We start from the raw sequence: 25,295 nt of genomic DNA, 5'->3' as shown, positions 1-25,295 counted from the left end.
GCGCCGGCGGAGGCTGTCCGCGGCGGAGCGGGTCAGCGGACCTCTGTCCGCTGGCGGAAGCGGGAGGTTTAGGATGGGATAAAGTGGGAAAGGGGGTGTTAAATTGGCTGTAACCGTACCAAAACGTTTGTTAGCGCATACGGATATTCTGGCGGCTCTGGGTTTGGTCGGGATCGTGGTGATGATGGTCATACCCCTTCCCCCCGGCCTCTTGGATATTCTCATCACTTTGAACATCACTGGGGCGGTCCTGACACTCATGATGTCCTTTTTTCTCAAGGAGCCGCTGGAGTTTTCCGTGCTTCCTTCTCTGCTCCTCACGATGACCTTATTCAGGCTTTCTCTCAATATTTCCACCACCCGGCTGATTCTCCTCAACGGCGCCGCCGGGCAAGTGATTCAGCAATTCGGTCAGTTCGTCATCGGCGGCAACCCTGTGGTCGGGTTTATCGTTTTCGTGATTTTGGTGGTGGTCCAGTTTATCGTCATTACCAAAGGGGCGGAACGGGTCTCGGAAGTGGCGGCCAGATTCACTCTGGACGCCATGCCGGGCAAGCAGATGGCGATCGACGCGGATCTGAACGCCGGCATCATCAATGACGAGCAAGCCCGCGAGCGGCGGAGGAAAATCCAGCAGGAAGCGGATTTCTACGGGTCGATGGACGGAGCCAGCAAGTTCGTTAAGGGAGATGCCATTGCCGCCATTATCATTCTCTTCATTAACATCATCGGCGGCTTTATCGCGGGTGTTGTTCTCAGGGGGATGTCCTGGCCTGACGCATTGCACACCTATACCCTGCTGACCATCGGGGATGGCTTGGTCTCACAGATTCCGGCCCTGCTCATTTCTACGGCGACAGGGCTGGTCGTGACCCGCGCCGGGGCGTCAGAGGCCAATTTGGGTCAGGATCTTTCCAGACAATTGTTGAGCGCGCCTAAGGCCCTGTTCATAACGGGGGCTGTTTTGATTCTGCTCGCCCTTCTCGGTCTGCCCAAATTCCCCATGCTCTTGGTCGCTTCCGTCTTAATTTTAGCCGGGGTGCTGATCAGGCGGACTAAGAAAGCGGAGGTCGGGCAGGAAAGTGCGGCTGCCAGGGAAAGCGCTTTGGCCGAAAGCAAGAAGCCGGAAAACGTGCTGGGGCTCTTGCAGGTCGATCATATGGAGTTGGAGTTGGGTTACGCACTCATCTCTTTGGTGGACTCCCAGCAGGGGGGGGACCTGTTGGACCGGGTGGTGCTGATTCGGCGTCAGATTGCCGGAGAGCTGGGTTTCATCGTTCCGATCATCCGGATTCGCGATAACATGAACCTGCAACCCAACCAATATGTCATAAAATTAAGAGGCGCGGAGGTGGCAGGGGGAGAACTGCTGGCCGACCAATACCTGGCCATGGGCGGGGGAGGGAAGGAGGACAAGATTCCGGGAACTCCGACTAAAGAACCGGCTTTTGGTCTGGAGGCCAAGTGGATTCACGCGATGTACCGCGAGCAGGCGGAAATCGCGGGTTGCACGGTCGTGGACGCCCCGACGGTACTCGCCACCCATCTGACAGAGGTCATCAAGAATGAGGCCTGGGAGATCCTGAGCCGGCAGGATGTCAAGACTTTGGTGGAGAATGTCCGCCGGCAATCTCCGGCGGTCGTGGAGGAACTGGTTCCGGATCTGCTCAACCTTGGGCAAGTGCAGAAGATTCTAAGCAACCTCCTGCGCGAACGGGTCTCGATTCGCGATCTGGCAACGATTTTGGAAACTTTGGCCGATCACGCGCCGGCGGGCAAGGACTTGGACAAGCTGACCGAACACGTCCGACAGGCTTTGGCCAGGCCGATCTTGCAGCCCCTGCTGGGCAAAGATAAAGTTTTGCCGGTGCTTACTCTTGACCCCAAAGTGGAACAGCAGATTTTGGACAGCATTCAGCCTTCGGACTACGGATCTTATTTGTCCCTTGATCCGCAGGTTCTGCAAGATTTAATTCAGGCGTTGAGCCGGGAGGTGGAAAAGATGATGCTCAAAGGGCAGTCGCCGGTGCTGGTCTGCGCCGCGCTGGTGCGGATTAACCTGAGGCGGGTGACGGAACGTCAGCTCCCGCAGTTAACCTTGTTGTCCTATAATGAACTCGTGCCGGGCGTTCAAGTCCAGGCCGTGGGAATGGTGGTGCCGGGTCATGCGGGTTAAGCGTTTTACGGGGGAAAATGTGGCGGAAACCGTGGGCAAAGTCAAAAAGGACTTAGGGCCGGAGGCCATAATCCTGCAAACACGCCAATATCGGGAAGGCGGGTTTCTCGGATTTTTTGGCAAAATCAAAGTGGAAATTATGGCGGCCATAGAGGAGCGGTCCCGTCCCCTGCCGGGGCCGGTGCCGGAAGCGTATACGGCTGAGTCCCGGCGCGTGCCTACCCCGGCTGAGTCCCGGCGCGCGCCTACCCCGGCTGAGTCCCGGCGCGCGCCTACCCCGGCCGAGTCCCAGAGCGCGCCTGCCCCGGCCGCGGCCCAGCACACGCCTGCCCCGGCCGCGCGTCCGGAGCGCGCGCCCGAGGATCCCGGGGTCGGGAACGCTCATACGGATGTGAGTGCCGTGCTGACGGAACTGCGTCAGACGCAGACCTTGGTGAGCGACATGAGCCGGCAAATGGAGAGCCTGCGTCAGATGAGTTCGATCTGGCCTCAGGCCCTGCAAGGCTGGGCCGAGGGGCTGAGGCGCAGGGGAATCGGCGAGGCGCTGACGATGCGCCTCCTGCGCCGGGTTCAAGGACAACTGCCGGAGGAGCAATGGTCGGACCGGAGCTTGGTTTGGTCCGCTATCCGGGAAAACGTGAGCCGCCTCTGCAACCCGACGGCCAGAATTGTGCCGGGCATGCGGGCGCCGCTGGTCGTGGCACTGGTCGGTCCGACCGGGGTGGGAAAGACCACGACCATCGGCAAATTGGCGGCGGGGTTTAGCCTTGTCGATAAACGCCGGGTGGCCTTGGTCACGGTGGACACCTACCGGGTCGCGGCCGTAGAGCAATTGAAGACCTTTGCCGGGATTATCGGGGTGCCGATGGATGTGGCCATGACTCCGACCGAGCTCAGGGGGACACTGAACCGGTATGCTGACAAAGAGATCATTTTCATTGACACCGCCGGCCGCAGCCCGCTGCATGATGCCCATATGTCCGAACTGCGGGCCTTTTTGGAGCAGGCGAAGCCCGACCTGACCCTGCTGGTCCTGAGTGCCACGACCCAGACCGTCGATCAGCTGCAAGTGTTTCAGCGTTTTAAGTCCTTTGCCACGCACCTAGTGTTGACCAAGCTAGACGAGACCAGCCGTGCGGGGAGCCTCCTCAACATTCTGGAACAGACGACTTTGCCGACGGCTTATTTGACGACAGGGCAAAACGTTCCCGATGATATCGAAGCGGCGGACGCGGGACGCCTGGCAGACTATGTTCTGGGGGAGGAGGACATGTATGCCTGACCAAGCGAGGATACTGCGCGAAATGGTCTCTCAGAAGGCGGAAACGAAACGTGCCATCCGGGTCATTTCCGTCACCAGCGGCAAGGGCGGGGTCGGGAAGACCGCTTTCAGCGTGAACCTGGCCTTGGCCCTGACGGATTACGGCTACAGGGTTCTCATCTTGGACGGTGATTTGGGCATGGCCAACGTGGATGTGGCTTGCGGCATTACTCCGGTCTACACGATGAGCCATTTGCTGGCGGGGGAAAGAACGATTGAGGAAATCGTGGCGGCCGGGCCGAAAGGGATAGGAATTCTTCCGGGCGGGTCCGGTGTGCCGGATCTGGCGGATCTGGAGCGCACCCGTTTGGTTCATTCGTTGGCTAACTTAGGGCGTCTGGACAAAATGGGGGACATTTTAATCATAGACACCGGCGCGGGGCTTAACCGCACCGTGCTCAATTTCCTCCGGGCCTCCGATGACGTGATTCTGCTCACGACACCGGAGCCGACGGCTTTGACGGATGCCTACGCCCTCTTTAAAGCTTTGTGTCAAGGCCGGGAAAGCGTGCCGGTTAACGTTGTCGTCAACCGGGTCGCAGACGAGGGGGAGGCCATGGAGACTTTCGGGCGTCTGGCTGCGGCTGTGGAAAGGTTTCTGCATGGGTCTTTGACGTTGTTGGGCTGGGTGTACGAGGATCCGTTGGTGAAGCGGGCGGTGATGGAGCAGGTACCCTTGGCGCTGACTTATCCGGCAAGTTCCGCTTACAGGTGCATAGAATGGATTGCCGGCAAAGTTTCAGGCTTGTATTTGCAGCCGCCGCGCAGCTCCCAGGGTATGCGCGGGTTTCTCAACCGGATCCTGCGTGTCTTTTAGGATATATTGGCCTGAAAGGGTGGTTCCGCTTGTCACACAAAGAAAAGTTAAAGCCGGGTTTGGCGGTGGAGCTCGTCGTAACGGAAGGGGAGTATGCCGGAAGGTACCGGACCCGCATTGATGAAGTGGGGAACCGGCTGGTTTCCGTGGGCGCTCCTTACCGGGACCGAGAGATCGTGCCCGTCCGTGAGGGAAGCGAGGTGGAAATAGCTTTTGCGGATGAATTCTCGGCCTACAGTTTTGACGCCAAGGTCATCCAAAGAATTGCTCTGCCCGTTCCGGTTCTGGTTTTGGATGTGCCTGAGGAAATACGCAGAGTTCAAAGGCGCAGCTTCGTCCGACTTCCCGCTTTTTACCCGATGGCTTACCGGTCGGTGATTCAAGACGGCTTAAGTGAGCAGAGACTCGGCGGCATGCTGGATCTCAGCGGCGGGGGCGTCCGCTTCCGGGCCAAAGAGGAGATTGAGGAGAGGGCTTTATTGTATCTGTATTTGCAATTACCCACGGGTGAAATTCAGACCCCCGCCTATGTTTCTCGGGTGGAGAAGGATGAAGATGGCAAGTCTTACACCGTTTCGGCGCGGTTTGACGAAATTCCGGAACGCGAACGGGATCGGATCATTCGCTGTATCTTTGATCTGCAGAGAACCATGCGCAAGAAAGGACTGGTGTAAGGTGGAGATCAGTCAGATCCATTTAGATGTCCTGCGCGAGATCGGCAATATCGGTTCGGGACATGCCGCCACCGCCTTGTCGACCCTGCTGCAGAGGCGAATTGCCATGTCCGTACCCGAAGTGTGGGCTGTTAGTTTTCAAGAGATGGCCGGAGTAATCGGTCAGATGGACGAGCCTCAGGCCGTGATCTATGTTAAGGCGGAAGGAGAGGCCCCGGGCAAAGCGGTTTTTTTCTTTCCGCTTGAAAGTGCGGAGATTGTCGTTCAGGCGTTGATCCAGAGCGGGGAAACTCCGGACCTCTATGCCGACGAGCTGGCGCAATCCGCTCTCAAAGAAGTGGGCAATATCATGGTCAGCTCTTTCCTCATCGCTTTAGCACAGTTTTCGGGTGTTCCGCTCCACCCGTCCGTGCCCGCTCTGGCGGTCGATATGGCGGGGGCGATTCTGGACGCGATCTTGTTGGAGGAGGGGACGCTGGACGAGCAAGTTCTTTTTATCGATACTCAGATTTCCGGGATTCCCCAGATTGAGGGGCAATTCATTTTTCTGCCGGAGGCGGGGTCCCTGCATAAACTTCTGGGAGCGTTCGGGCTATGAGCAACACGGTCAAGGTGATTAATGTGGGAATGGCGGACTACAAAACGGCGTCGACCCCGGACATTCTCATGACGGCGGGTCTCGGTTCCTGCGTGGGAGTCTGCCTTCACGACCCGCTGCAGAAAATCGGCGGCATGGCGCATATCATGCTGCCCAAGGCCAACGGCAAAGCCGGCGATAACCCTTTTAAATACGCGGATACGGCTATCGCCCTCATGTTTAAGGAGGTATTGGCCTTGGGGGGAAAGCGGGGACGGTTGAGAGCGAAGATGGCCGGAGGAGCCCAGATGTTTTCTTTTCCGGGCAAGCCTCCGGTCTTGAAAATCGGCGATCGCAACGCCGAAGCGGTGGCAGACGAACTCAAGCGCCTCGGTATTCCTCTGCTTTCCTCCGACACCGGCGGGAGTTTTGGCCGGACCATTCATTTTGACGTCAGCACCGGCGAACTCAGGGTGAGAACAATTAGCCATGGGGAAAAAATCATTTAACGCCGGGGAACGCGGGGTCTGAAACGCGGCCGGACGCGGGCCAACGGCGGACTTGCGGCTTTTACCGGTTCCGGGCGCCGGGATCAGGGCGAGACGGGCATTTTCGGAACGGTGGGCTCCGAGGCAAACTTGGACTCGGACACGGCGACGCGCCTCGGGCGGAAACAGGACAAGACGATGGGGTAAAGTGAAATGGAGCAAGAACATTATGAATCCTTGAGGGCGTGGGCTTGGCGTCTTGCGGTCGGAACGGCGCTGGTAGTCGGACTTCTTAGTTTCGGCCGGGGTGTGGGATTTCTCTGGCTAATGCTGCGGATGCTGCTGGCATTTGTTATTATGTATGGGCTAAGTGTGGGCAGCCTCTATCTCTTCCGGCAAGGAGGTACGGAGGTCGGCTTTGACGTCCGGGCGGCAGACGGGAAGGGAAACTTGCTGGACATTGTGCTGGGTGCGGAAACGGTGGCTGCTTCCGACGAGGGAGAAGACCACTCCGGGGTGGCCGGCAGGGCCGAGGAGACGGCTGCGGAGGACGCGGCCGGAGCGGGACTTCGGGATTTGCCGGGGCAAACGGAGTCGGGCCTTGGTCAGGAGCCGCCCGACCCGGCGCAAGAGGCTCAGATTGTGCGCCGTATGGGTTGGAAAGATTGAGAGGTGACGTTCCTTGCCGGCGGAATCTTACGTGCAAAACTCCCGGGAACCCGGTGTCAACGGACAGTGGGATGTGCATCGAATCGAGCGCTTTCTGCCTCTGGTCAAGAGGGTCGCGGGGAGGCTGGCCATGTCTTTGCCCGTTTATGTCGACCAGGATGACATGGTGGGCTACGGGGTTTTCGGGCTGCTCGACGCGGTCGAACGTTTCGATCCGGCCCGGGGTGTAAAATTCGAGACTTACGCCACTCTGCGCATCCGGGGGGCGATTCTGGACGGGCTGCGGGCGATGGATTGGGTACCTCACAGTGCCAGGCAAAAGGTACGGCGGGTTCAGGATGCTTTTGCGGCTTTGGAAGGAGAGTTGGGACGCGCGGCGACGCCAAAAGAAGTCGCGGCTTTTCTTAAGATGGGGATCACGGATCTGGAGAGCGTCCTCAAGCAGGGGCAGATGTTGGTGCTTCTTTCTTTCGACGAGATCCTGGAAAACCACGAGGGAGAGGGCGCTCCGGTGGTTTCGTTGGAAGATCCCGGGGCCCAAAAAGCTTATGAAGAAGTGGAAAAGGAGGAGCTGGCGCGTCTTCTGGCTGAGGCGATTGAACGACTGCCGGAGAAGGAGAAGCTGGTCATAGCTCTGTATTATAGGGAAGAGCTTACTCTGAAGGAGATCGCGACGGTGATGAACCTATCGGAAGGGAGGATTTCCCAGATCCATTCTCAGGCCATTGCGCGCCTGAGGGGAAAAATGATCCGGAGGACGGGCCCCAAAGCTAAAGTTTAACCGGGAATCAGCCGATAAAGAAAGTGAGACATAAGCAGAAAGCGGGTGGCCCAGTGCCGGTTCCTAAGCTCCCAGTCATGGGTACGGCTCCCATCTCCACACCGTCGGCCCGGAACGGCCGGAGTTCCTCGTCCGACCTTTTAAAGACCGGGTTCGCGGCCCTCCTCTGTCAAGGATTGCTTCCGGTGAGTGCAACCGCCCAGGGTACCCAAAGGGCCGCCAAGGGATTGCCGGTGCCGGCGGAGGGGTATACGGGCATTGCGGCTGCCGGGAAAGGGCGCCCAGGGATCCCCGCGCCGACGACAGGGCAGACGGGAAATCCGGCGATAATAGAGGGATACCCGGGGAATTTCCCGGGATTTCCGGGAGCGGGCCTTTTCTCGGGAGAAAGTAAGGCTGTCCCGGGGGGCCCGAACCTTGGGGGAAAAAACCCGGGCGGCACGAACCCGGGAGTCACGAACTCCGGGGGGACAGCCGCTGAAAGCGAAGAACTGATCAAGCTATTGGCGGGTCTGCTCTCTTCATTGGCTCCGGCTGCCACCGGCCGGGGCGGGGCACAAGGGCCGGGCCCTGACGCTCTTGCAGGCGAAAACCCCACTGCCAAGATGGTGGCGGAACTGAGATGCTTGGCCGGGATCTTGACCCAGGCGGGGAAAGAAAGTCGGGTGGCCGGTCCGGTCGGGGCTTGGCAGAGTATATTGGATTCGATCATGAAGACGGCCGGCCGGCCGGGGGATACTCCCAATTTTCTTCAATTGCCGCAGGGCGCTGCGCCCGCGGATTTGCTGCAAGCCCTTAGGGTTTTGTTGACGGAACTGTCCGGTACGGTAGAAAACAGCGGGGCCCCGCAACTGAATCAGCCCGTGGCGGACGCTGTGCCTGCCGTCTTGTTGAAAGCCGGTCCGGGGAAGGGTGATCCGCAGGGGTCGAATAACAACTCGTCGCCCCCGACTGCCACTCTGCCCGGAACGGGCGCAGAGCCGGGAGCGTCGGCGACGGGAGGAGCAAGCACGCAGGACGGACGCTCCGGCGGTCAACGAGACGCCCCGCCTCAAAATTGGGCAGGTCTGCCCATATCGGGCACGACGGGAAAAATCCTGCAGCCGGCGGCGATGGGTTCCGGGAGTGAAGCCGCTCCGGTGGAGATTTGGCAGCAGGTTGGCAAAGCCCTGGCGCAAAATCTCAGACGGGAAAGCCCCCAAATCAAGGAGCTGACAATTCAGTTGCAACCGGAAAAGCTGGGCAAGATCCAAGTGCTGCTGAACTGGGATGACAAACAGGTGAATCTGCAGATTACGGCGGCTGATGACAGCACTGCCAAGATGTTACAGGGGCACATCCACGATTTGAGAAATGCGCTCGAAAATGCGGGGGTGGCTTGCGGCACGCTGGATTTGGGTTCGGGCGGGAGTTTTGGCCGGCCATGGCGGGAAAATGCGCCCCAGCCTTTCCGGCCCGAATTAGGCAACAGGCAGGAACAGGCCCGGACTCCCGATGCTCTTGTGCTCCCTTATGAAGCGCCGGGGGATGAAGGTTACAGGGTAAACCTAACGGCCTGAGTCAAAGTTGGCTAACTCCATACGACCGCGTTATGAAGAATTTATGAGCGTTGATAAAAACACGAAAAGGAGAGGGATTTATGAGTCTAAGCCCGATGTACGGCCCGGGAGCCGCTCCCGCAGCCGCGGCGAGCGCCGGCACGGCGGCTGCGGCAAATGCCGGCGCTTCCAACCCGGCTCAACAGGTGTTGGGGCAAGATGATTTTCTCAAATTAATGATCGCGGAATTGCAGAACCAGGATCCGTCCCAAGCTACGAACAGCACCCAGTTTGTGGCTCAGCTGGCCCAGTTCAGCGCTCTGGAACAGATGACTAATGTGGCTCAGGCCGTGACAAAGCTGGATTCCGATCTGACGGCGTTGAGTCAGCAAACCCTCTTGACCCAAGGCGCCGCCTTGATCGGGAAACAGGTGAGCGGAACGGATGCCGGAGGTCAAACGGTTCAGGGGACCGTAAGCCAGGTGACGATGCAAAACGGCCAGGTTGAATTACAGGTGGGTTCCCAGACTCTCACTTTGGCTCAAGTGGACCGGATCGACAATGCGGCGGGCACTCCCGCTTAGAGTGCCCGCGGCCGGCTCACTCTCCCGGCGGCAGCCCTTGTTTTAGGCCGGCACAGGAATTTTTGAATCCTAAAAAGAAAGAGGTGAAAGGCCGGGTTTCTTGGCAGGACTTGCCGGAAGCGGGCGCACCCATGATGAATTGGCTGGATACTCCGGTTCTGCGGATCATGGAGAAAGGCTTGGATGCTTCAAGTCTGAGACAGAGGGTCTTGGCAAACAATGTTGCGAACGTCGATACACCGGGGTTCAAGAGGTCGGACGTGAGTTTTCAGGTTGCGCTGGAGTCGGCCCTCGGCCCTAACGGTGTCCTCCCCTTAAAAGAGACTCTGTCGGGACATCTGGCGGGAACGCAGAGTCCTGCCGGGGTTCAAATAAAAACGGACAACGCTACCAGCTTACGCAATGACGGAAATAACGTGGATATTGACCAAGAGATGGCCGACGTGGCGAAAAACGGTCTTTATTATGACTCGGTCGCCCAGGCGATCCAGTCACAATTGGGCATTCTGCGCAAGGCGATCCAGGGGCAGCCCTAAAGGAGCTTCCTTTTTCGGGCCGGTTCAGGCCGGTGCGGCCGGAAGGCAACCGGCACGGCCGGAAGACAAGAGATCCCGCGGCTTTGGCCCAAGCAAAGCGGGCGGGGCAAGAAAGAGGGGTTTGTTCGGTGATACGAGGCCTTTATACGGCGGCAGCCGGCATGTTGGCATCCCAAAGTCAAAGCGACATTATTGCCGACAATATGGCTAACGTCAGAACCCCGGGGTTTAAAGAAGAACTGGCCGGTTTGAGGACTTTTCCCTCGATGCTCATAGAGCGCGCAGGGACGGCCACTCCCGCCGTACTGGGTTCACTGGGAACGGGTGTCGTGGTTGACCCGGTCACGCGTCTCAATCTCGAAGGAAGTTTGCGCTCTACGGGTGTGCGGACGGATCTCGCCTTAACGGGCAGGGGGTATTTTGCCGTGCAAACTCCGCAGGGAGTGCGCTATACCCGCAACGGCCGTTTCCAGCTGGGGGCAAACGGTATTCTGCAAACGGCGGACGGTTATCCGGTCGTAGGGTTAAACGGAGTGATCGGCCCGCTGACTGGGAATTTTACGGTTGGGGCCGATGGGACGGTAACGGACGGGGGAAAGACAGTCGGGAAAATAAGGATGGCCGATATTCCGGCGGGTGCTCTGATCCGGGAGGGGGATTCTTTATACGCCAGTTCCCGGGGGACGGTGCCGGCCTTGGGGGTTGGGGTGCACCAAGGTTACCTTGAGACCTCAAACGTGGATGTCGCCGGTCAGATGGTCGATATGATCAGTGTGATGAAGTCTTATGAAGCGAACCAAAAAGTTATCCAGACCGAGGACTCGACTTTGAATAAGGCTGTTAATGAAGTGGGGAAAGTCTAAAACCCGATTTGCACGGGCGCGGCTTCTGATTGTATCCTAAAAGGCGTTGAAATTAATAAAAGGCGTTGAAAATCTCAGCTAGAGGGGGGATTAGGGTATGGGAGTGCAGACTGTCGTTTTTGCCGTGGGGCAGGAAGAGTATGGCCTGCCGATTGAGGCGGTACATGAAATTGCGCGCTTGGGAGAGGTGAGGCCGGTTCCGGATGCCCCCCCGTTTGTCCGAGGCCTGATCAATCTGAGAGGATTGGCGCTGCCGGTCGTCGACTTGCGTGTTCGTTTCGGCCTGCCCGCGCCTGAATCGGACGATCCCGGCAGAGAGGTCGGCAACGCCTTGGTTTTGGTGGCGGAAATAGCGGGCGATCGGGTCGGTTTGGCCGTGGATGAGGTAGTGGAAGTAACAGTGCTGGAGGACATATCTCCTCCTCCTTCCCTGGTGTCCATCCCTTTTATCAGCGGCTTAGCGAATTTGCCTGACCGTATCATTATGCAACTGGATCCGGAAAAAATCCTGGCTCCGGATGAATTGCGGGAGTTGTTATCATGATGAACATAGCGGATTTGCTTCTCATCTGTCTGCAGCAAGCGGCATCGCCCTGGACCGGGAGCGGGGCGGACAGCCAAGAGCCGGAACAGAAAGACGGCTTTGAGCTTCTGCTGCAAGAGACTTTACAACAGGCGCTCCGGCTTGACGGGTCGGCCGGGGCGGGGGGAGCGCAAGACACGAATGCTTGCCAAGGGTTGGAAGAAAGTGCGGACCGGGTGGAGAACCCGGGTGTGAGCGGCGCAGGCTGTTCCGACAGCACCGGGAAGGATGTCGCTCCCTTGATTGCGTCAGCGGCGGGAAAATACGGAATCGATCCCGCACTGATCCGGCAAGTCGTAAAAGCCGAATCCGGCTATGACTCCCGGGCCGTTTCACCCGCGGGCGCGGAAGGTTTAATGCAACTGATGCCGGCTACGGCGCGGGCTTACGGAGTCACGGACGCTCTGAACCCGGCCGAGAATATTGACGCGGGTACGCATTTTCTCCACGATCTGCTGGCGCGTTACCAAGGAAATGTGCCTCTGGCTCTGGCCGCTTACAATGCCGGCCCCGGTGCCGTGGAGAAGTACGGGGGTATTCCGCCTTACGCCGAAACCCAAAGCTATGTGAGGAAGATCCTGGCGGGTTTGGGCGGGTTTGATCGGCTGGCTTGAAAAGGAGACGCCGTCAATGAGCACATAGGGATGACCAAGTAAAGCAGCTCACGTCTGTCGGGGAGCTGCTTTTTTGCTTGTGTCTGAGTATCAGGACAACCAAAGTTGCAAATGCAATTATTGGTGAAAGCGATTGGCCAATTTGAGGATGCGGAAACGAACGCCATCGGGGAAAAAATTACAGAATAAGCTAAGTGGTGCTTGCGGAGAACGGCGGGCGTGGTATAATGAAGATACCCATGAGGGGTATAGGCAGACTATTCCCCGGGAAAGCAGAGCGAAAACCTGAGGTGAAAAATTTTGATCGAATTGCAGAGGGTGCGGAGGCAAGAAGAAGTCGCCGGGGAGCACAAAGCGGGCTGCGTGCTCTGCGGCCGGGAACTTATCTATGCCGAGACGAGCGTCAAGCGGACTTGCAGTATCTGCGGGCGAGTTCAAGAGAGTTCCATTTCCTGCCCGGGAGGGCATTTCGTGTGTGATGCCTGCCACCGGGCGGATGCGGTGGGAATGATGGAGGTTCTGGCCGGGCACAGCGATAAGCGAAACCCGATTGATCTGGCCCGGGAGATGATGGCGCTTCCGAGTGTGCACATGCATGGGCCGGAACATCACGCGCTGGTGCCCCTGGTGCTCTTGGCGAGTTTGAGAAACTTGGGGGTAGAGGTTCCGGAGGCCCGGCTGGAAGAGGTTCTTTTGCGCTCCGGTCAACTTCCGGGTGGTATCTGCGGGAGTTGGGGGACTTGCGGGGCGGCAATAGGGGCCGGGATCGGCCTCAGTGTTTTGCGCGGACTCACCGCTTTGAAAAAGGAAGGCTGGGCCGAAACCAACCGTGACACCGGGGAAATCCTGCAACACGTCGGGGCCTTCGGCGGGCCCCGCTGTTGTAAACGAAGCACGTATGCGGCTATTCTGGCTGCCGTGGAGATTCTGGAAAGGGACGGAGTGGCTGAGTTTCCGCCCGAGGCGCATGAGAAACCGGTCTGCCGGGATTTCCCGCGTAACCGCCAGTGCCTGAAGGAGGAGTGTGGCTATTACCCCAAGTCCGTTAAAGGCGGTTTGCTCCCCCCTCTCCCCCAAACTATTAATACTAATTCTAAATAACTATTGACAAAATCGTTTGCTTCAATTAAGGTATAGTTGCCGTTATGTCCGGATGGTCGGCGGCCGCAGTGCTGTTCAGGAGAAGATGAACCCGGATATCTGTCGGGCTGCTCAAGGGAGGGAAAAAGTCATGGCAACTTGGAAATGTTCGGAGTGCGGGGCTACGAGTGAAGGTCGTTGCCGCCCCAAGACCTGTAAGAATTGCGGGGCGGATAAAGAGAAAATCGTGAAGGCCGAGAGCTGAGAAAGACTGAGCAATCTTAAAATGGGGTTAGGCCTCAAGCCCGCGCAGCGTTGCGGGCCTGAGAGGGACTGCACGCGGGGATTCACGGAATGAGGCAGTGGACCCCGTTTTTGTGTATCAGGTGGCGCGTGTCGTGTATTTGGATTGAGCTGGTGCAAGATGGCCGAATATTATCGTTACCTTTGGCTCAGCACTTGGCCGGCCGTGATTGCCGTAATCCTGGTTTGGCTGTTTGTGCTCTGCCGTTTGGCCGGCAAGGCCAGGCGCACGTGGCGCCGGGAACGGGACGCTTGGGGATTTCTCGTTCTCCTCGGCAAAAGTATGGTCTGGATCGGCGTTGTGGCGGGATGCACGGCCATGTTTGTCATGAACGACGCAGACTGGTTCAGACAGCCGGCCTCGTGCCAGGGAACGGTTCTGAGCAAAGAAGCGGTGGGAGGGCGCTATTCCTTTCAAATCGGGGCAGCGGGAAGGAAGGCGGACGGAAAAGGTGCCGGAGCCGTCCGGGAACTCTTCCTGGACCAGACCACATACCGTCTCCTGAGCGTGGGAGAACGGGTTAGCGTGGTCTACCTGCCCGTGGCGAAAGAGACGGTTTCTTTGCGGATCCTGGCTGCCGGCAGAGATTTAGTTTACAAATCCCCGTGATGATTGCCGGCGGACTGAATGGGAAAGACTATGAATCGGTGCCCATAAGCCAACTTTCTTTCCCTGTTTTCGGAGAAAGTTATCAAGTTATATGATATAATGGGAATACAATAGGGTGGGAACTCGATGAGGAAAGGAGAGGTGGGGGCTAATGCGTATTCAGAAAGTCAACGAACGTACGATTCGCATCTTCATCTCCTTCACTGAACTGGCTGATCGGGATATTACGATGGCAGATTTGTTCCAGCGCTCTCCGAAGACTGAGCAACTCCTTTGGGAGCTTATTTCTCAGGCCCGGGAAGAAGTGGAGTTCAACCTCGACCAACCTTTCTGGATTCAGGCCACGGTTGCTTCCAATGATGAGTTTGTCATTACGGTCATGAAGCAAGAAGATCAGCCGGAGGCGCCGGTCCAAGAAAAGGAAAAACGTAAGCCGAGTAAAGGCCGTCTCTCCGAGTGGGTTTATGTATTTGAAGATTTAGAGGATGCCATATCCGCCGCAGGCCGCCTGCCCCAGTTTGCGCAACTGCGTTCCGGCCTTTTTGAGTTCGAAGAAGAATACTACTTGGTGCTCAGCCGCCTGGGTTCCGGCAAGAAGCGCCAATTGGCCGAGGCGGTGCTGGATGAGTTCGGGGAACTCACAGGGATGACCAAGGCTTTCCTCATTGAACACGGACAGACGATTGTTGCGGAGAAAGCCGTCCAAACCCTCAAAGCGTCGTTTGGAGTTTGGAAGCCGAAGCCGGCTAAGTCTTAGAATTTTAAGGCCTAGCAGCAAAGGAATCTTGAGGCCAAGCACAAAAGGGAAGCCATTGGCTTCCCTTTTGTCAATACGGAATTTGTCAGCACGGAAATAAGTTCAGAATTCGGTGGAGACAAGTAAGACAGATGGGTTTTCCCTTAAAGGTCTCCGTGCCTTGGGTTTGTCCGCAGAAGATGCAGGACGGAAGATGCCTTTTCCGGCGCAGGGCCGGATCGAACGGGATAAGGACCTGTTCGGGTTGACGGTAACTTGTTTCCTGGGGGGGAGATGCCATGCCATTACCTCCTGTATTTACGTTGTGGTTAGATTATAAATCTTGTCCCCTGTCGAAATCCTAAAAAGGGTGCAGCCAGGCAAGAGAATAATTGGTCGATGAAGATAGATAAAAGGCAAGGGGTGCAGATCATGGCGAATCAAAAAAACAGGCGGTTGAGAATCATTCCGCCCGTGCATGAGGTCGTCGCTGCTTTTGAACATAGGGAGGAATTTCGTCCCTTCATGACGAATGACGGTCAGCGTCTAACCCTGGCAATTCGACAGGCTTTACAAGAATTGAGAGAGCATCTGTTGGGGGAGGAGGGCGCCTGGCCCTGGGACGAGGAAAGCGCGGCGGTCCGGCTGCCACAAGCCTCTTTTGCCGGAACCGACCGGGAAACCGAGGTTTCAGCGGGCGGCGCGGAGGAGGCAGAGGCCGGGCTTTGGGGTTGGCTGAGGGAGGAAGTGCTGCGAAGCCTTAGGGGCAGGTCCGCCCCCAGCCTGCGTCACGTGATCAACGCCACCGGGGTTATTTTACATACGAATTGCGGGCGTGCGCTGCTTGCTCCGGAAGTTGCGGAGTTCGTGGCCGCTCAGGCCGGGCATTACAGTAATTTGGAACTCAACCTGGAAAGCGGAGAACGGGGTTCCCGCTACGTCCACGTGGAGAAACTTCTCTGCGCCTTGACCGGGGCAGAAGCGGCCATGGTCGTCAATAACAACGCGGCCGCCGTCTTGTTGATCATGAACACCTTGGCGGCGGGGGGAGAGGTTGTAGTCTCACGGGGGGAACTGGTGGAAGTCGGCGGTTCTTTCCGGATTCCCGAGGTTTTAAAGGCGGGCGGGGCCCGTCTGGTGGAAGTGGGCGCCACCAACAAGACCTGGCTGAGAGACTACGAAGGGGCAATCGGCAGTCAAACGGCCCTCCTGCTCAAGGTGCACACGAGCAATTACCGGATCGAAGGCTTTACGCATTCCGTCAGCGCCCGGGAATTGGTTGAGCTGGGGGCGCGTCTGGGGCTGCCGGTTGTGGAAGATCTGGGCAGCGGGAGTTTCCTGGACGGGTCCCAGTGGGGCTTGCCGCCGGAGCCGACGATCGGACAGAGTGTCGAGGCCGGGCTGTCCCTGGTGTCTTTCAGCGGGGACAAGCTGCTCGGGGGTCCTCAGGCCGGCATCATTGTCGGGAAGAAAGAATACGTGGAGCGCCTGCGTTCGAACCAGTTGACCCGGGCTTTGAGGATAGACAAGCTCACCCTGGCCGGCCTGGAGGGAACGCTGCGTCTGTACGCGGAGGGACGCGGCCCCGACCTTCCCGTCTGGCACATGCTGGCAATGCCCCCGGCTCTTTTGCGCGCAAAAGCGGAGCGGCTGTGCTCCGCCTTGCGGGACCATCCGCAACTTCAAGCTGAAGTACGGGAGGATTTTTCTCAGGTTGGGGGCGGCGCTTGGCCGACGGTGGATTTGCCCACTTGGGTATGTGCGTTACGCCCGCGTCGCGGCTCTGTCAATGATTTGGAAGAATTTCTCCGGCGCGGCCCGCTGCCCATCCTGGCCAGGATCCAAAAGGACCGGGTATTGCTGGACGGCCGCACGCTTCTGGCCGGGGAAGAGGAGGAGATCATTCGGCATCTTGAAAACTGGTTCTGAAGTAAAGGCTAAGCGTGGCCTCAGTCACCGGTTACGGTCTGTTGTGACGACGGTTGTGACGGTTCGGGACCGGGCTCTGTCACCTCTTGAGAGGCATAGTCCTTGATGGCTTTGATAAAGGTCTGGCTCAGAGGAGACAGGTGTTTGTCTTTGTGATAAATGAGAGAAAAGGGCCGGGTGATTTCCAGCTCCGGTATTTCCCGCACGGCGACGAGGCCGGTCTGTTCACAGAGCCGGACGGCTAACTCCGAAACGATGCTGACGCCCAAATTAGCGGCCACCGCGTATTTGATTCCGTCCGTGCTGGCGTATTCCATGGCGATCTGCAGATGGATGCCGCGGCGCGAGAAAGCGTCTTCAATAGCCCGGCGTGTACTTGAGCCGGGCTCGCGCAGAATGAAGCGCTGGCAGGCGATGTCTTCAAGGCTTATCTCGGCTTTTTCCAATAGGGGATGCTGAGGACTCAGAATCATGAGCAGGCGGTCCCGGCGGAAAGGCGCCGAGACGAGGTCGGGTTCCGTGGAAAGGCAGCCTATGACTCCGATGTCCAATTGGTTGGCCAGGACCTTCTTTTCGATCTCGGAAGAGTTAGCCACGTCCAGGATCAGTTCGATGCCGGGATAGTCTTCTTTAAACTGGCCCAGGAGGTCAGGCAAATAATAGATTCCGGCGGTCGTGCCGGCTCCCAAACGAATTCGTCCTTTGTGCAGGCCTTGGAGTTCCTCCAGGGCCCTTTCCGCTTCCTCCGCCAAAGCGAAGATTCTTTGGGTATAACCGAACAGCATCCGCCCGGCGTCTGTGAGGTAGATATTCCGCCCCAACTGCTCGAAAAGCTCCATTCCCAGGTCCTGTTCAAGTTTTTGCAGGTGAACGGAAACCGTGGGCTGGCTGAGATATAATTCGGCCGCGGCTTTAGAATAACTCCTGTGCTTGGCGACCACATTAAAAATGTGCAGCTGGTGAAAGTTCATCGGATGGTACTCCTTTTTAAAGGCCCCTCTGCCTTCACTTACGAAGGGTTATCCCTCACATTATAACAAAGCAATGGACCCGGATCAACCAGTGGGGGGTACAGGTATCAGTGCCGCATAACGATTTATGAATGGACTTTTTTATCAATTAGTGATAACATATTTGAGCGGAAGACTATGGTTTCCGACTAAGCGGAGCCGGGAAACGCTCGTCCGCTCGGGGACTGTGGAAGGGGTGAGTCTGGGTGTTGATAAATAATTTGAGTCGTGATTCCAAGGAGAAAATCCGCCTGACCCAATATTCCAGCAAGTCCGGCTGAGGCTGCAAGATCGGTCCAGCGGACCTGGCGCAAGTTTTGCGTTATTTGCCGGCCAATCAGGAAGATGCCAATTTGCTGGTGGGGTTGGATACTTCGGATGACGCGGGAGTTTACCGCTTAAACCGGGATCAGGCCATTGTACAAACCGTGGATTTTTTTACGCCGGTTGTGGATGACCCTTATGCCTTTGGACAGGTGGCGGCTGCCAATGCCTTGAGCGATATTTACGCCATGGGAGCGAAGCCTTTGACCGTGCTCAATCTGGTCTCCTTTCCGGTGAGTAAACTGGACATGTCGGTGTTGGCTCAGATTCTGCAAGGGGGCAGCGAGAAGATCCGGGAAGCGGGAGCGCAACTTATCGGCGGCCACTCGATTGACGACAATGAACCCAAGTACGGTTTGGCGGTCACGGGGTTGGTTCACCCCGACAAGATTCTTTCCAATGCCCGGGCCCGGGTCGGAGACTATCTCGTCTTGACCAAGCCGTTGGGTGTGGGGATCATTACCACCGGCATCAAGCGGGGAATTGTCGCCCCCGAAGATGTGGCAGAAGTGACAAGGGTTATGGCGACCCTGAACAAGGATGCGGCGGAGGCGGCCACAGAGACCGGGGTACACGCCTGCACGGATATTACCGGCTTCGGACTGCTCGGGCACCTGCATGAGATGATGAAAGCCAGCGGCACCGCGGCGGAAGTCTATGCGGGGTCGGTTCCGGTTTTGCCGGCAGTTTGGGGCTGTTTGGAACAGGGAGCCCTGCCGGGCGGAACGAAGTCGAACCGGCGGTATTTGGAAGATAAGGCTGCCTACGAAGCCGAAGTGGAAGAGAGCCGGCGCTGGGTTTTGTCCGACGCGATTACTTCCGGGGGCTTGCTTTTGAGCGTGGGTGAAGAGGATTTGCCGGTGCTCATGCGGCAGCTGCGGCAAAGACAGACACCGGCCGCGGCCGTGGTAGGCCGGGTGATTCGCGGAGAGGCAGGACGGATCAAGGTCAGGCCGGAGTAAGTCTAATGATATGGGCAGCGGTGAGCAAGGGTCTTGAGCGGCAGCTCGACCCGTTGGCAGGGCAGTAAAGAGCAGCGGATCATGTTAAGAGTCAATCGCCTTTGGACGGTTGACTCTCTTTAAGTGTGCGCCGCGCATGAGGATTAACCAGAGGGTGAAAGTCCGTTAACCAGCCATAGGAATTTGACGTTTTCCCGGATAGGTTGGGGGTATTCTGGTAAATGCGGAAAAAAACATGTATTATAAGGATATATTATTAAGGAAAGGGGACGGAAAGGAGCGCGGGGCTATACGAAAGATCAAAGATATTCGATATTAAATATAAGAGGACAGCTCTCGGCCCGGATGGATGGCGTCGATCCGGCCCAGCTTACAAAGATAGAAGATATGGAAAAGAAGTGTTAAGAGGATATCAGGGAAACGGGGGTTAACATATGCCGGAAGAGATTGTACACGGGCGCTCTTTGCAGGAAATTCGGGAAGTTTGGGCGGACAAATTGGGCCTGGCTCCCTCTGCGCTCCGGCTGGAAACGCTGCAAAAGCCGGGGCTTTTGTCTCGCCGCTGGCAGGTCAGGGTGATTTGGGATGAAGCCGCAGATAAAGCCACGGATGAAGCCGCGGATGAAGCCGCAAGCGATCTCCCGCCTGGCTCAGCGGGCAGTCCCGGCGGGGCGGAGCAGGGTTTTCTCCCAAGGCACGTCGCCGCGGCGGTCCGGGAGAAGGGATTCTTTCGCATTCACTGCCCGGAAAGGGTGGAGAGGTTTATTCCGTTCGTTTGCGGAGGTAGGTTACTCTACAGGGGAGAGGAGGAGGAGACCCCTTTCACCGTCGAGGCCGGCAGCGATTTGGAGTTTTATCCTACGGTTGAAGCTGGGCGGTTCACTTGGCAGATCAGTGTTCGCTTTCAGGGGTTGGAGGCTGCCGCCAAAGTTGTCAAACGCAGGCCCGGAAGGTTCGCCCTGCCGGAGTCGATTCCTTACGGGGAGATGTTAAGTATTGAGGCGCATGTGTTTTGGGAGGAAGGCCCCCCTGCGGGTGAGTACTGGGATCAAGAGCGTTTGGCAGAAGATCTCCGGGAACTAAAAATCGTTTACGGCATCCGTGAACAAGCCTGGAGTGAAATGCTGGCGGTCGCCGATGGGGAAGAGGTGGTCGTGGCTAAGGCACAGGCGCCGGTTCCCGGCCGGCCGCCGCGCTTGCTGGAGCTGCCGGACCAAAAAAGTCAGGTCATGGCGGAGCAACGGGATCGGATTGATTTCTTTGCCTCGAAGATCGAACTGGTACCCGAGGGGGCGGTCTTAGCCCGCAAGATTCCCGGAGTGCCGGGGGTGCCGGGGACAAATATCTTGGGGCGGGCCATTCCGGTGGAAGCGTGGAAAGATTTCCAATTCCGCCTGAAACAGAACGTCCGCTTGTCTGAGGATGGCTTGGAAGTCTTGGCGACCTGTCCGGGACGACCGGTTAAGTTTGACAATTATACTTATGGGGTGGACAATGTCTATGTTCTGAATCAAGATGTCGACTTGGAAAGCGGCAGTATTGAGTTTCCCGGGGACGTGGTGATCAACGGCAATGTGCAGGACGGACTGCGGGTCGCAGCCAAAGGCAGAGTGGAAATCAACGGCGGGGTGTCACACGCGGAGATACGGGCCGAAAAAGGGCTGAGCGTCAAGCGGCCTGTTTACGGCGGTCGGATTACCGTGGGCGAAAAATATGTCTTTCACTCCGGCTTGCTGCGCCGGCTGCAAGAACTGCAGGGTGATCTGAGGGAGTGCCTGCGTCAAACGGCCGAACTGGTCGCAGCTGCCGGGGCCGCCCGGCTAAGATCGGGACAAAGCCTGAAACTGATCCTGGAGCGGAATTTCGCCAAATTCCCGAAAAAGATGGCGGAAACGGAAAGCTATCTGCGGGGACACAAAGACGAACTCGTGACCAAAGAATTCATCGACGCTATTCACACCGGCAAGCGGTTTTTGACAGGCCTGGGTCCTTTGGATCCTCAGTCTGTTCCGGCCCTGGTGAAAGTCGAGGAGGTCCTGGCCCGCATGGTCGCGAACATCTCCCCGGAGGTTCCGGAACACTTGAACTGCCGGGTCGAATACATCCAGGGCACGACCGTGGCCTGCGGCGGGGATTTCTTCTGCAGCAAGGGCACCTATAATGTTCAGCTTCAGGCGGACGGAGACGTCGAAATCCAAGGAGTCTGCCGAGGCGGCAGCGTTTTGGCCGGCGGAAATGTCTTTATCCGGGAACTGGGAGGGTCGGAGGTTTCTAGCACCTTAGTGCAAATCAGCGGGACGAAAAGGCTCAAGGTGGATTACTGTCATCCGAATGTATTGGTAAGCGTGAATAAGGAAATAATTCGGATTGAAGAAGCGTGCCGGAATCTGGAGATATTTCGGGCGGAGGGACGGGTGCAAGTGGAAAAACTGCGTGCCGGCGCCTGGCCGGGAATCAGGGGCGGGATTGAGCCCGGATCATCCACTCCGCCGTCTTGAAGAGCGTTCCCGTGATTGGGCAGTGTTTCCGGGATATTTAGGCAGTGTCAGTGTTTATGAAGTGGGGATGGAATTTATGCGGACGAACTTAGAACTGGAAGAGGCAAGGGAACTTATTCTTTCCCGGGTGCACCGGGCGGCGAGCGAAGAGGTGGCCTTGACCGCGGCTTACGGCAGGGTCTTAGCCCGGGATCTCTATTCTCCTCTTGCTCATCCCCCTTTCGATCGCTCTCCACTGGACGGGTATGCCTACCGGGCCGAGGCGCTGAGCGCGGGCCCTTTGCGTCTGAAAGTTGTGAGCGAAATTCCGGCCGGGTCGTGGCCGGAGCGGACGATCTTGGCGGGCGAGGCGGCGAAGATTTTTACAGGGGCTCCCTTGCCCCCGGGGGCCAACTGCGTGGTCCGAATGGAGGACACCGTGTCGGAAGGGGGAGATGTCGTCGTCAAGCGCCCGGTTCTGCCGGGCGCCAACGTTGTCCCCGAGGGGGACGAGCTGAAAAGAGGGGATTTCCTGCTCGGGCAAGGAACGAGACTGAGCCCGGCGGCGGTGGGACTCTTGGCGGCGTTTGGCTTGGACCGGGTGCCGGTCCGGCGCAAACCGCGCGTCGGGGTTTTCTCCAGCGGCAGCGAACTGACGGAGGCCGGCGAGCCGCTGGCCCCGGGCAAGATCTATAACAGCAATAGTTTCACGCTGCTGGGACTTCTGCTCGCAGCCGGGTGTGAGGTCGTCCAAAAGCCGTTGGTACCCGATAGGCAGGCAGAAACCCTGCAGGCCTTACGGGACCTGGAAGACGTGGACATGGTCGTCACAACCGGGGGGGCATCCGTAGGAGACTATGATTTGCTGCCCCGCTCCTTGGAGGCCTACGGCTGCGAGATTCTCTTCTGGAAAGTGCGGTTGAAGCCCGGCACTCCGGCCTGTGTGGGAGAGAAAGACGGGCGCCTGTATTTCTCCCTTTCCGGCAACCCCGCGGCCGCGCTGGTCACTTTTGAATTGCTGGTGCGCCCGGCCTTGCGGCTGTGCGCGGGTCTGGCAGACCCATTGGGACGGAAATTCGCGGTGAGGATGGCGGGGGGATTCGCCAAAGGAGGGCGGCAGCGCCGCTTTTTGCGGGCGAAAGCGGTGATGAGGGAAAGTACCGTGTGGGCCGACCCGGAAGGAGCGCAGGGATCGGGTATTTTGAAATCCATGGTGGGGCGGCAGCTCCTGGTTGACATTCCGGGCGGACACGGTCCGGTGGAAGAAGGGGAGATCCTGGAGGCTTATTGGATGGGAGAATGGGAGGATTGAGCGTGGCTATGTTGGAACAGACGGGTGACGGTCCGGCCGGAATTCCAGTCGTTTCTGTCGTCGGCAAGTCGAACGCGGGTAAGACGACTCTGCTGGAAAAGCTGGTGAGCGAGGCCAAACGCAGAAATTGGCGGGTCGCCGCCGTTAAGCACGATGTGCACGGGTTTGAAATGGACAGGCCGGGTAAGGATACTTGGCGCTTTGCCCAAGCCGGGGCAGACACGGTGGTCATCTCTTCACCGAAGAAAATTGCCATCCTGGAGGCTGTTCGGGAAGAGCAGGATCTGGATGCCGTGATCGCCCTGATCCGGGGAGTGGACCTGATTTTTACCGAAGGGTACAAACACGGCAAGAAACCTAAGATCGAAGTCTTCCGGGCGGCCGCGCACCGGGAACTGCTCTGCGCGCCGGAAGAACTGATCGCGATCGCGACCGACACCGCGTTTGATACCGGCGTACCCTGTTATGGTTTGGATGACGCAGCCGGACTTTGCGATCTGATTGCCGCGAAGTTCGGAGTGCGGGGGTCAGCGTCTTAGGCGCCCGAGGGAGCGCAGGCCGGCGTGGCCGGTCCGTCAGCGCGTCGGGGGCGCCCCGACCTTGCCGGGGCGGACAAGGTGTCCCCGGGGAGGGACTCAGGGCAGGATCCTTTCCAAGAACTTACCCGCGTACGGGGTCAGGGGGAAAGCCAAGAGCGAGGAAATTACGTTGAAAAGGGTATGGGCGTTGGCCACCTGACGGGTCGGATTGCCGCCCAGAAGAGTGAGCAGGTTGGCGAGCGGGACGAGAAAGGGCAGAAAGCAAAGTACGCCGAACACGTTGAGAAGAACGTGAAATAAGGCGACGCGTTGAGCGGCCCGTTTTGCGCCCAGAGAAGCCACCAGGGCGGCGCCGCACGTGCCAATGTTGGCACCGAAGACAAAAGCGACGGCGGTGGGCAGAGTTATGGCGCCTTGCTGGGTAAGGAGCATAACGATCCCGGTGGTGGCGCTTGAGGACTGGAGCAGCGCAGAAAGCAGCGCACCGGCCAGGATGGCGCGGAGATGGTTGTTTCCCAGGTTATGGAGGAGATTCTGCACGCCGGCATGGTCAGCTAAAGGTCTGAGACCGGCATCCAAGATCATCAGTCCCAAGAAGAGCAAGCCGAGTCCGAGTAAAGTCAGGCCCAGATAGCGTTTGCGTTTGGGCAGGAAAAGATAACCCAGGGCGCCCAGAAGCAGGGCGTACACGGCAAAACGGTTGAGGGGCAGGGTCAGGAGTTGGGTGGTGACGGTCGTACCGATGTTGCTGCCAAGGACGAGGTAGAGGGCGCCGGCAAAAGGGAGAAGGCCGGCGTCGACCAACGAGACTGCCATTACGGTCAGGATGTTGCTGGACTGTATAAGTGCGGTCGCCAAGGTCCCGCTCCAAAAGCCGCGCCAAGGGGTTTGGGTCATCCAAAGCAAAGCCCGGCGCAGCCGGCTCGCGGCCAGGGCTTGCAGCCCCTGACGCAAGGTATGCATACCGCCCAAAAGGGCGAAGAGCCCGAGAACGAAGAGAGGCATTTTCCTCACTCCCGTCTTGCACTGAGATCTTTGTACCCCTCTTTTGGTAAAGGCTCAGCCGCGTTCCTTACAGTATATCTTCCCCGGCCGCGCGGCAGAACGTGAACAACCCGCAAAGCGATGTCCTCGGCAGAACGCGAACAACCCGCAAAACGATGCCCTCGGCAGAACGCGAACAACCCGCAAAACGATGCCCGCGGCAGGTTCGTTTGCGGGGCGAGTGTCGCTCCCAATGCATACATTGATGCAAGGGGTGATAGTATGCGTATCCGCGTGGGAGATGTTCATGATTGGCCTTTTATTTATGCCCTGGGAAAGACCGTGATTCTTGACAGTGTTTCACCTTGGCGCCGGCAGCCGGCGAGCCGGACTTTGAACTACCGCATCGGCATCTTAAAAGGCTTGTGGACCTGGATTCAGCAGTCCGATTCCGTCGCCTTCATCGCGGAGTCAGAAGATGACCAAGGAGGTCCGGTTAAAGCCGGGTATCTGATCCTGTTTCCGGGGGCGAAGGAAGAACTGACGGGACTCAGTCAAGGATGGGTGATGGATCTTGCGGTCTCCAAGGAATTCAGGGGCCGCGGCGCGGGCAGCGCTCTCCTCAAGGCGGCGGAGGATCACTGCCGGGCGGCTCGGATTCCGTATCTGGGGCTGGCGGTCAGCAGCCACAATGTCAAGGCGCTCTCTCTTTATGAGAAATTGGGCTTTGCTGAGGAGCGAAAACTTATGGTTAAGGTATTGTCAGCGGATTAGCCGGTCTTTTAAACTGTTCTCCGAGTTGTGCAGG

Annotated in this window: 26 protein-coding genes; 24 read left to right on the top strand and 2 right to left on the bottom strand. The window is 58.0% G+C overall.

The genetic code is table 11. The features are described 5' to 3' along the window. The first annotated feature begins 103 nt into the window (after window positions 1–103). The 19 genes from flhA to selA all read left to right on the top strand — a co-directional run bounded on the left by flhA (window position 104) and on the right by selA (window position 16,879). The gene (gene flhA, locus MNU25_RS17530) at window positions 104–2,176 is read left to right on the top strand and encodes a flagellar biosynthesis protein FlhA (protein ID WP_240986244.1); all 2,073 of its coding nucleotides are present in this window, start codon (window positions 104–106) and stop codon (window positions 2,174–2,176) included. Next, window positions 2,166–3,458 (top strand): flagellar biosynthesis GTPase FlhF, encoded by a 1,293-nt coding sequence (gene flhF / locus MNU25_RS17525; protein ID WP_240986243.1) that lies wholly within the window; start codon window positions 2,166–2,168, stop codon window positions 3,456–3,458. The genes flhA and flhF overlap by 11 nt, the downstream gene beginning before the upstream one ends. Beyond that, a complete protein-coding gene (locus tag MNU25_RS17520; protein WP_240986242.1) occupies window positions 3,451–4,314 on the top strand; it encodes a MinD/ParA family protein in 864 nt (287 codons plus the stop codon). Before flhF ends, MNU25_RS17520 begins: the two co-directional genes overlap by 8 nt. A gap of 29 nt (window positions 4,315–4,343) precedes the next feature. Further along, complete coding sequence (locus MNU25_RS17515) at window positions 4,344–4,988, top strand: flagellar brake protein (protein ID WP_240986241.1); 645 nt, start codon at window positions 4,344–4,346, stop codon at window positions 4,986–4,988. A 1-nt stretch (window position 4,989) separates the two neighbouring features. Continuing rightward, entirely contained in the window at window positions 4,990–5,586 is a 597-nt protein-coding gene (locus MNU25_RS17510; protein ID WP_240986240.1) for a chemotaxis protein CheC, read from the top strand. Further along, entirely contained in the window at window positions 5,583–6,074 is a 492-nt protein-coding gene (locus tag MNU25_RS17505; RefSeq protein WP_240986239.1) for a chemotaxis protein CheD, read from the top strand. The genes MNU25_RS17510 and MNU25_RS17505 overlap by 4 nt, the downstream gene beginning before the upstream one ends. 192 nt (window positions 6,075–6,266) lie before the next feature. Next, window positions 6,267–6,722, top strand: coding sequence for a hypothetical protein (locus MNU25_RS17500; protein WP_240986238.1), 456 nt, complete (start codon window positions 6,267–6,269; stop codon window positions 6,720–6,722). A gap of 31 nt (window positions 6,723–6,753) precedes the next feature. Then, window positions 6,754–7,503, top strand: a complete 750-nt coding sequence (locus MNU25_RS17495) for a FliA/WhiG family RNA polymerase sigma factor (protein WP_240986906.1) — start codon at window positions 6,754–6,756, stop codon at window positions 7,501–7,503. 53 nt (window positions 7,504–7,556) lie between these two features. Further along, window positions 7,557–9,062, top strand: coding sequence for a flagellar hook-length control protein FliK (locus MNU25_RS17490; protein ID WP_240986237.1), 1,506 nt, complete (start codon window positions 7,557–7,559; stop codon window positions 9,060–9,062). A gap of 80 nt (window positions 9,063–9,142) precedes the next feature. Beyond that, on the top strand, window positions 9,143–9,625 hold the full coding sequence (locus tag MNU25_RS17485; RefSeq protein WP_240986236.1) for a flagellar hook capping FlgD N-terminal domain-containing protein: 483 nt from the start codon (window positions 9,143–9,145) through the stop codon (window positions 9,623–9,625). A 131-nt stretch (window positions 9,626–9,756) separates the two neighbouring features. Continuing rightward, entirely contained in the window at window positions 9,757–10,161 is a 405-nt protein-coding gene (gene flgB / locus MNU25_RS17480) for a flagellar basal body rod protein FlgB (RefSeq protein ID WP_240986905.1), read from the top strand. A gap of 128 nt (window positions 10,162–10,289) precedes the next feature. After that, the gene (flgF, locus tag MNU25_RS17475) at window positions 10,290–11,024 is read left to right on the top strand and encodes a flagellar basal-body rod protein FlgF (protein ID WP_240986235.1); all 735 of its coding nucleotides are present in this window, start codon (window positions 10,290–10,292) and stop codon (window positions 11,022–11,024) included. Between the two features lie 97 nt (window positions 11,025–11,121). Then, complete coding sequence (locus MNU25_RS17470; RefSeq protein ID WP_240986234.1) at window positions 11,122–11,568, top strand: chemotaxis protein CheW; 447 nt, start codon at window positions 11,122–11,124, stop codon at window positions 11,566–11,568. Continuing rightward, the gene (locus MNU25_RS17465; RefSeq protein WP_240986904.1) at window positions 11,568–12,221 is read left to right on the top strand and encodes a lytic transglycosylase domain-containing protein; all 654 of its coding nucleotides are present in this window, start codon (window positions 11,568–11,570) and stop codon (window positions 12,219–12,221) included. Before MNU25_RS17470 ends, MNU25_RS17465 begins: the two co-directional genes overlap by 1 nt. A 300-nt stretch (window positions 12,222–12,521) precedes the next feature. Further along, entirely contained in the window at window positions 12,522–13,322 is an 801-nt protein-coding gene (locus tag MNU25_RS17460) for a DUF5714 domain-containing protein (RefSeq protein ID WP_240986233.1), read from the top strand. Between the two features lie 52 nt (window positions 13,323–13,374). Beyond that, on the top strand, window positions 13,375–13,566 hold the full coding sequence (locus tag MNU25_RS20350; protein ID WP_338077753.1) for an RCKP-type rubredoxin-like domain-containing protein: 192 nt from the start codon (window positions 13,375–13,377) through the stop codon (window positions 13,564–13,566). Window positions 13,567–13,725: 159 nt separating this feature from the next. After that, a complete protein-coding gene (locus tag MNU25_RS17455) occupies window positions 13,726–14,214 on the top strand; it encodes a hypothetical protein (protein ID WP_240986232.1) in 489 nt (162 codons plus the stop codon). Window positions 14,215–14,365: 151 nt separating this feature from the next. Beyond that, window positions 14,366–14,971, top strand: a complete 606-nt coding sequence (locus MNU25_RS17450; RefSeq protein WP_240986231.1) for an adaptor protein MecA — start codon at window positions 14,366–14,368, stop codon at window positions 14,969–14,971. 411 nt (window positions 14,972–15,382) lie between these two features. Further along, window positions 15,383–16,879, top strand: a complete 1,497-nt coding sequence (gene selA / locus MNU25_RS17445) for an L-seryl-tRNA(Sec) selenium transferase (protein ID WP_240986230.1) — start codon at window positions 15,383–15,385, stop codon at window positions 16,877–16,879. Between the two features lie 20 nt (window positions 16,880–16,899). On the opposite strand, the gene MNU25_RS17440 is transcribed toward selA, so the two are convergent. Further along, window positions 16,900–17,850, bottom strand: coding sequence for a selenium metabolism-associated LysR family transcriptional regulator (locus MNU25_RS17440; protein WP_240986229.1), 951 nt, complete (start codon window positions 17,848–17,850; stop codon window positions 16,900–16,902). 284 nt (window positions 17,851–18,134) lie between these two features. On the opposite strand from MNU25_RS17440, the gene selD reads away from it, so the two are divergent. The 4 genes from selD (at window position 18,135) to mobB (ending at window position 23,503) form a co-directional block, all read left to right on the top strand. Continuing rightward, window positions 18,135–19,175 carry a selenide, water dikinase SelD gene (gene selD / locus MNU25_RS17435; protein WP_372503553.1) on the top strand — a complete coding sequence of 347 codons (1,041 nt, stop codon included), beginning with the start codon at window positions 18,135–18,137 and terminating at the stop codon, window positions 19,173–19,175. Window positions 19,176–19,609: 434 nt separating this feature from the next. After that, complete coding sequence (locus MNU25_RS17430) at window positions 19,610–21,673, top strand: DUF342 domain-containing protein (protein WP_240986228.1); 2,064 nt, start codon at window positions 19,610–19,612, stop codon at window positions 21,671–21,673. Between the two features lie 76 nt (window positions 21,674–21,749). After that, complete coding sequence (locus tag MNU25_RS17425) at window positions 21,750–22,964, top strand: molybdopterin molybdotransferase MoeA (protein ID WP_240986227.1); 1,215 nt, start codon at window positions 21,750–21,752, stop codon at window positions 22,962–22,964. An 8-nt stretch (window positions 22,965–22,972) separates the two neighbouring features. Beyond that, entirely contained in the window at window positions 22,973–23,503 is a 531-nt protein-coding gene (mobB, locus tag MNU25_RS17420) for a molybdopterin-guanine dinucleotide biosynthesis protein B (RefSeq protein ID WP_240986902.1), read from the top strand. Window positions 23,504–23,599: 96 nt separating this feature from the next. Here the strand turns inward: mobB and MNU25_RS17415 are convergent, their stop codons facing one another. After that, window positions 23,600–24,508, bottom strand: a complete 909-nt coding sequence (locus MNU25_RS17415) for a Na/Pi cotransporter family protein (RefSeq protein WP_240986226.1) — start codon at window positions 24,506–24,508, stop codon at window positions 23,600–23,602. A gap of 261 nt (window positions 24,509–24,769) precedes the next feature. Here MNU25_RS17415 and MNU25_RS17410 point away from each other — a divergent pair, with 261 nt between their 5' ends. Beyond that, complete coding sequence (locus MNU25_RS17410; protein WP_240986225.1) at window positions 24,770–25,261, top strand: GNAT family N-acetyltransferase; 492 nt, start codon at window positions 24,770–24,772, stop codon at window positions 25,259–25,261. Window positions 25,262–25,295 lie beyond the last annotated feature (34 nt).

This window comes from Acididesulfobacillus acetoxydans (assembly GCF_902729405.1).
Taxonomy (GTDB): domain Bacteria; phylum Bacillota; class Desulfitobacteriia; order Desulfitobacteriales; family Desulfitobacteriaceae; genus Acididesulfobacillus; species Acididesulfobacillus acetoxydans.
Note: the sequence above shows the minus strand (reverse complement) of the source record. Positions and strands in the feature narration are given on the sequence as shown.

Coding starts and splice junctions, on each gene's coding strand:
- flgB (WP_240986905.1), top strand. CDS start 9,757: ATGATGAATTGGCTGGATACTCCGGTTCTGCGGATCATGGAGAAAGGC.
- MNU25_RS17465 (WP_240986904.1), top strand. CDS start 11,568: ATGAACATAGCGGATTTGCTTCTCATCTGTCTGCAGCAAGCGGCATCG.
- MNU25_RS17430 (WP_240986228.1), top strand. CDS start 19,610: ATGCCGGAAGAGATTGTACACGGGCGCTCTTTGCAGGAAATTCGGGAA.
- MNU25_RS17520 (WP_240986242.1), top strand. CDS start 3,451: ATGCCTGACCAAGCGAGGATACTGCGCGAAATGGTCTCTCAGAAGGCG.
- MNU25_RS17415 (WP_240986226.1), bottom strand. CDS start 24,508: ATGCCTCTCTTCGTTCTCGGGCTCTTCGCCCTTTTGGGCGGTATGCAT.
- MNU25_RS17440 (WP_240986229.1), bottom strand. CDS start 17,850: ATGAACTTTCACCAGCTGCACATTTTTAATGTGGTCGCCAAGCACAGG.
- MNU25_RS17470 (WP_240986234.1), top strand. CDS start 11,122: ATGGGAGTGCAGACTGTCGTTTTTGCCGTGGGGCAGGAAGAGTATGGC.
- MNU25_RS17485 (WP_240986236.1), top strand. CDS start 9,143: ATGAGTCTAAGCCCGATGTACGGCCCGGGAGCCGCTCCCGCAGCCGCG.
- MNU25_RS17500 (WP_240986238.1), top strand. CDS start 6,267: ATGGAGCAAGAACATTATGAATCCTTGAGGGCGTGGGCTTGGCGTCTT.
- MNU25_RS17505 (WP_240986239.1), top strand. CDS start 5,583: ATGAGCAACACGGTCAAGGTGATTAATGTGGGAATGGCGGACTACAAA.
- MNU25_RS17410 (WP_240986225.1), top strand. CDS start 24,770: ATGCGTATCCGCGTGGGAGATGTTCATGATTGGCCTTTTATTTATGCC.
- selA (WP_240986230.1), top strand. CDS start 15,383: ATGGCGAATCAAAAAAACAGGCGGTTGAGAATCATTCCGCCCGTGCAT.
- MNU25_RS17455 (WP_240986232.1), top strand. CDS start 13,726: ATGGCCGAATATTATCGTTACCTTTGGCTCAGCACTTGGCCGGCCGTG.
- mobB (WP_240986902.1), top strand. CDS start 22,973: ATGTTGGAACAGACGGGTGACGGTCCGGCCGGAATTCCAGTCGTTTCT.
- flhF (WP_240986243.1), top strand. CDS start 2,166: ATGCGGGTTAAGCGTTTTACGGGGGAAAATGTGGCGGAAACCGTGGGC.
- MNU25_RS17425 (WP_240986227.1), top strand. CDS start 21,750: ATGCGGACGAACTTAGAACTGGAAGAGGCAAGGGAACTTATTCTTTCC.
- MNU25_RS17450 (WP_240986231.1), top strand. CDS start 14,366: ATGCGTATTCAGAAAGTCAACGAACGTACGATTCGCATCTTCATCTCC.
- MNU25_RS20350 (WP_338077753.1), top strand. CDS start 13,375: ATGGTCGGCGGCCGCAGTGCTGTTCAGGAGAAGATGAACCCGGATATC.